Source organism: Paenibacillus liaoningensis (genome assembly GCF_059609455.1).
Map to the genome: position 1 here is coordinate 1 of NZ_JCAALU010000043.1, position 4,455 is coordinate 4,455.

5 protein-coding genes are annotated in these 4,455 nt (G+C 39.2%); 1 reads left to right on the plus strand and 4 read right to left on the minus strand.

Annotation, left to right across the window (positions count from 1 at the left end):
- The first annotated feature begins 23 nt into the window (after window positions 1-23).
- Complete coding sequence (locus tag AC6B99_RS33160; RefSeq protein WP_496665163.1) at window positions 24-92, plus strand: hypothetical protein; 69 nt, start codon at window positions 24-26, stop codon at window positions 90-92.
- Between the two features lie 1,715 nt (window positions 93-1,807).
- Here the strand turns inward: AC6B99_RS33160 and AC6B99_RS33165 are convergent.
- The 4 genes from AC6B99_RS33165 to AC6B99_RS33180 form a co-directional block, all read right to left on the minus strand.
- A complete protein-coding gene (locus AC6B99_RS33165; protein WP_496665160.1) occupies window positions 1,808-2,023 on the minus strand; it encodes a hypothetical protein in 216 nt (71 codons plus the stop codon).
- Between the two features lie 345 nt (window positions 2,024-2,368).
- Window positions 2,369-3,319 carry an AlbA family DNA-binding domain-containing protein gene (locus tag AC6B99_RS33170; RefSeq protein ID WP_496665161.1) on the minus strand — a complete coding sequence of 317 codons (951 nt, stop codon included), beginning with the start codon at window positions 3,317-3,319 and terminating at the stop codon, window positions 2,369-2,371.
- Window positions 3,320-3,350: 31 nt separating this feature from the next.
- Window positions 3,351-4,355, minus strand: coding sequence for an HNH endonuclease (locus AC6B99_RS33175; RefSeq protein ID WP_496665162.1), 1,005 nt, complete (start codon window positions 4,353-4,355; stop codon window positions 3,351-3,353).
- 7 nt (window positions 4,356-4,362) lie between these two features.
- Window positions 4,363-4,455: IS3 family transposase (locus tag AC6B99_RS33180; protein ID WP_496663585.1), on the minus strand; the 93-nt coding region annotated here is incomplete at its 5' end.

Below are 4,455 nucleotides of genomic sequence, written 5' to 3' on the forward strand. Positions count from 1 at the left end.
TTAACTGGTTTAACAAGCATCGAATTCACGGAACGCTGGGATACCTGACACCTGTTCAATATCGCCTTACAGCCCTTAAAAAAGCTGTCTAATTTTCTGTTGACAATCCATGTAGCATCTGGCATTGAAATCAAACCCTCTTTTAACCGATCCTCATATAGTTTTGCCTCCACTTCTTTCCCCTGCTTTTGAAGAAGTCCCAATTGATCAATAAACTGATTACGGATTTGAGTTTCTGTCTTCCAACTTTCTCGTCGGTCGTCAGTTAAACTAAAATACTTATCAGCTAAGGCTATATCATGAATTGGGCATTGAGCATGGTATGCATAACTCAATGCCCATAGGCGAGAGGCAGTTTCCCTTCCTTGCTTCGTAAGTTTATAACAATACTCGCTTTTCCCTTTTCTCTTGTACGCAACCTTTTCAACAAGACCATCTCGCACAAGGTTTTGGATACGCCTATCGGCTAAGCCGCACAAGCGAAGATGATCGGAAGAGACATGACCAACTCTGTGCATTGCAGTGAATGCGAGTCGGTCTCGGGCAAAAAATTGGGTAACGAGTGGTTTGCTTCTTCTTGCCATTGCTTGCACCTCCTTTTGCTGAATGAATGATTGGTTCGCGGCGATAATGTTTATTTGACCATCGTAGATGGTCAGTGTTGCATTTGCGTCTCGGAGAGACGGTTGTCGCGGCGTACTTTTGCGGCAACATGCTTTGTTGACTCATCTTTAGATGAGGCAATGCCTTTGTGTTGCGCAGAAACACTTGTCCCATTGCAAATGGGGCAACGGCTTTCCCCAAGGGGCGAGAAAATCGGCAACCGTTTTGCAGAGAGTGCCAAAGGCCGAGCGGTCGGCAATAGCCGAGCACAACGGAAGCGTGCAGATGCTTAGTGAGACGATTTTCCGCAGGAAACAGTCGAGCTTAGCATTCTGCCGATTTTCGAAGCCCCTTTTCCCGCCGATGATAGCATCATAGTTGTTTTGAGGCGGCATTATAACGGTTTTTTAGAAGGATGAAAAAAAAGGCTCATACGCACAGAGCGTAAGAGCCTCTTCTCGCTCACGAGGAGCATGGTTTTCATGTGGTTGATATGCGACAACCCATGATGTACTTGCAAATGCATGCTCAATTAGATTGCAAACTTGGGCATGCATTGTTGGAGATGTAGCCGCCCACATCGTCTGAAATGGATCAATCTCAATAGATTCCTATTCATGCGATTCAAATCAGCCGATACTCTTGTGGCTGAATTATCAGATAGGCTTATTATTTCTCGTATTTTTGTTGCGGTTGTCAACTTATCAATATCGTTAAATCGTGTCCTCAAAATACCTTTGACCTTCAAACCACCCTATTTTGAGGGTAAGTTTACTGTTATTATCTGAGAAAAGTCAATATCAAAACAAAAAAATTATCGTAACACAAATCAGCAACAAAAATAAATAAGAACTTATCATATACTATATGAAACTTGTTCATACATCCTCATAAATGTTATGAACAAGTTATGATAATCCTCACACATGTTTGGTAACATGTTCATAACTCTTATGCATTTGTTACACGCCCTCTCGATATAAAGAAGGCGAGCAACAATCAGATAGGCTTGATTTATTCCTTACGAACTATTTTCCTGTCTATACTGTTACATTAAAAACTGTATTAAATATAGCTAATTTTTATAGAACTAACGCCTATTTGAATATTAATCATATCCCTAAATATACATCAAAACAATAAAAGCCGAGCGAGTTCAGAGTATTGACTGAAATCATCGGCTTTTATTATTGAATTTAAACAGTTACTTTTCTTTATCTTTTCTTTGACGATAATGCCATCCCTTTGCAATTTCAATTCGCTTAGCCACTGCTGTAGGGGTACGTTCAAAAATTGTAGCTATTTCTGATGCAATCCTCTCAAGATCTTCTCGACTATCGATTTGCTTTGCGAGTTCTTCAATTTTAATGTTGTCAGCCGCACTCCATTCTTTCATATGGTTAAGCGGTTTTTTGCTCATATAAATCCCCCTAACGCTTAATTAAGTTTCAACATATTTTCATCTCTGCCATCTTACAATCGATTTGATTAACATGAGTATAAAAGTTTTCATTGGAGCCAGAAGACCTGTAGTAAATTAAGTCTGACGGACAGCCATCCGTAACGTATGATGAGGTCAAAATGATTGTGGCGGAGATACTTCAAAGTCAAAGTCTGATGGCTCAAAATATACCCCAACCACACCCTGTTCCAGCATTAATATGCTTTCTGAGGAAGTTTTAGATTCATTATCAGCATTTTCTGATTGATGTGAACCAAACCCTGCTCTGTGCCCTATCAGGTCATTTCCAGCAGGGACTTTCAATTACAAAAGAGGACCATAATTAACATTTAAAAGATCTATAGCACGCTCACTTGCCTTAACTGCATCGTTAATCGCCTTCTCGCATTCTCGAATGTCCTGCTGAAGTATTATATTAGGAGAGATTGACTGCTTCCAGTTATTTGATTCCACACTTGAAACATACAAAGGATTGTCCCAATTCAATACTCGGCTCCAATTAGAATGAGCTTTACGCACATAAAAAACAGCTTCTCTTATTTCCTTTATTGCCTGTCGGTATATTTGCATTTCATCAAGCTCAAGCGAGGCAATGATACCTGACCTCATAATAGAATCCCACGCTTCAAAAATAAAATGATTTGCTATTTCGGCAGCAGGAGACCATAACTCGGCAATTATGGGTCCTCCCGTTGTAAACCTTCCCATATGTTGTAACAGAGATTTATTGTTTTCAAATTCTTTTTTTAAAAGATAAATATACGAATTTTTGATATCTCTTTCTCGTTGCTTCTTAAATCGCTCATCATACATGGTTTCCAGGTCAGCCCGCATAGCTTGAGCTTGTTGAGATCCTCTCCGAATGTAACAGGCTCCCTGACCAAGCTTCCCATTTACCTTCTTCATCACGTAGGGACGTTGCTCACACTCTTTGATTTCGAAAATACCAAGAAGGTGCCCTTCATACTCAAATGGTTTATAAACGAATTTAACCTCAGGTTCTATATTCTGCCTAACGATATCTTGGTAATCTGCATCATCTTTAAATTTATCCTTTGGTATACCAATAAATTCTCTACTTCCATCTGGTAAATGTTTTACACCGATTATGATGTAACGTTTACTACTCTCAGTGTTAGCATTCGCCATAGCCATTATATCCTTCAAGAAGCTTACGTTGTCTTGATACTGATTTCTTTTGAAATCAACATATGTACTCTCATTTTCATAGCGTATAATATCTAAAAGTTCCAACCTTTAACCTCCTGAATGAGCACCGATTTCGTTATTCACTTTTTATTTCTGTTAAAATTCCAAAATGTAGTTCTCTGTGGCAATTTGGACAAACGGCAATTGCATTATCAACGGTATCCTCGCCCCCATCTGCTAATTTAATTTCATGATGAACTTCCAGATAAGGAGTTCCATCATAAGCCCTTATAAACGGAGCCGGACTTTTACATTTTTCGCAAACTCCATTAGCTCTAACGAGGATCTCAGCAATTACATCAGGATTACGCTTAAAAACCCTTGTTGTCGTCTCATACGCTTCGGGAATTAGTTCAGTTCTACCCTCTAATCGCCTTTTTCTCTCCTCGCTTCCATCATCCAAAGATTTCCGCACAGCTTGATTAAGTTCCGCATGATAACTTTCAATAACATTTAGTTTTTCGAGCATCTGCACAATCATTTCAAAATGCTCGGATTCAAGCTCCAGTAATGTTCCTCTATGGTTCCATATGACTTTACAGTCACTCAAAACCTCCATTCCTTTCATTGAATCCAGGTCCAAGAATTTATTAAAACCTCTAATTTTCTCAAAAGTGACCATAGTATTATTATTTTCTTCATACTTATCAGTCACTCGGCATATCGCCGTAATTGCCTTAGTATCGCCTGTTTCATACGCGACTACTAAGTCTCCAATCTGAATGCTCTTAAAGCATCTTTCGTTCTTTCGTTTACTTCCATTAGGGTTATGGTTAGAATAAATCTGACTCCTGCCAGTCATTAAATCTGAAAACGTCCAATCATATAAGTCCCCATCAATATTCAGCCAGAAATACTTTGGTTTTCGCCGGTACTCAGGAAGTATTCTGTATTCTCCTTTTCCAACACGCTCAAAGTACCTTCTGTAAGTTGGACTATGCGTATTCTCTGTGGCATTAGAGAGAATGACCCTCATATGATTTTCACTTGCCTGAATTCCATTTCTACTACAAAAATCTTTTACTTTTTGAAAAGTGATTGGCTCGATAATCTCTCCATTTATCACTGCTTGGATTGTCAACAGAAAATTAGACAGCTTTTTTAAGGGCTGTAAGGCGATATTGAACAGGTGTCAGGTATCCCAGCGTTCCGTGAATTCGATGCTTGTTAAACCAGTTAAC